Source organism: Mesobacillus maritimus (assembly GCF_023715205.1).
GTDB classification, from domain to species: Bacteria; Bacillota; Bacilli; order Bacillales; family Cytobacillaceae; genus Mesobacillus_B; species Mesobacillus_B maritimus_C.
The window spans coordinates 1-246 of sequence record NZ_JAMBNR010000140.1 but is presented as its reverse complement, the minus strand read 5'-3'; the positions used below and the strand labels follow the sequence as shown (position 1 = coordinate 246).

General features: G+C 43.9%; 1 protein-coding gene. It reads left to right on the top strand.

Going from position 1 to position 246, the window contains the following annotated elements; genetic code table 11:
• A partial coding sequence (locus tag M3182_RS25980) for a hypothetical protein (protein WP_251560695.1) occupies positions 1–187 on the top strand: 187 nt, incomplete at its 5' end.
• Positions 188–246: the final 59 nt, after the last annotated feature.

Below are 246 nucleotides of genomic sequence, written 5' to 3'. Positions count from 1 at the left end.
AACTTCGACAGACGTTGGAGAGCCGGCCATGCAAATCCCGATTTTGGATTTGTTTGGACGGATTGAAACGGCCGAGAAGTTAGGAGCCGTAGCTAGACAACGATACTCAATTTACTTTACTTCTTACGAACATTATCTAGTTTTGAGGGAACAAAGATTTTTGCGAAAGCAAAAGATCTCTCTTTAATTAAATAGTCTGGTGACGATGGCGAGAAGGTCACACCCGTTCCCATGCCGAACACGGAA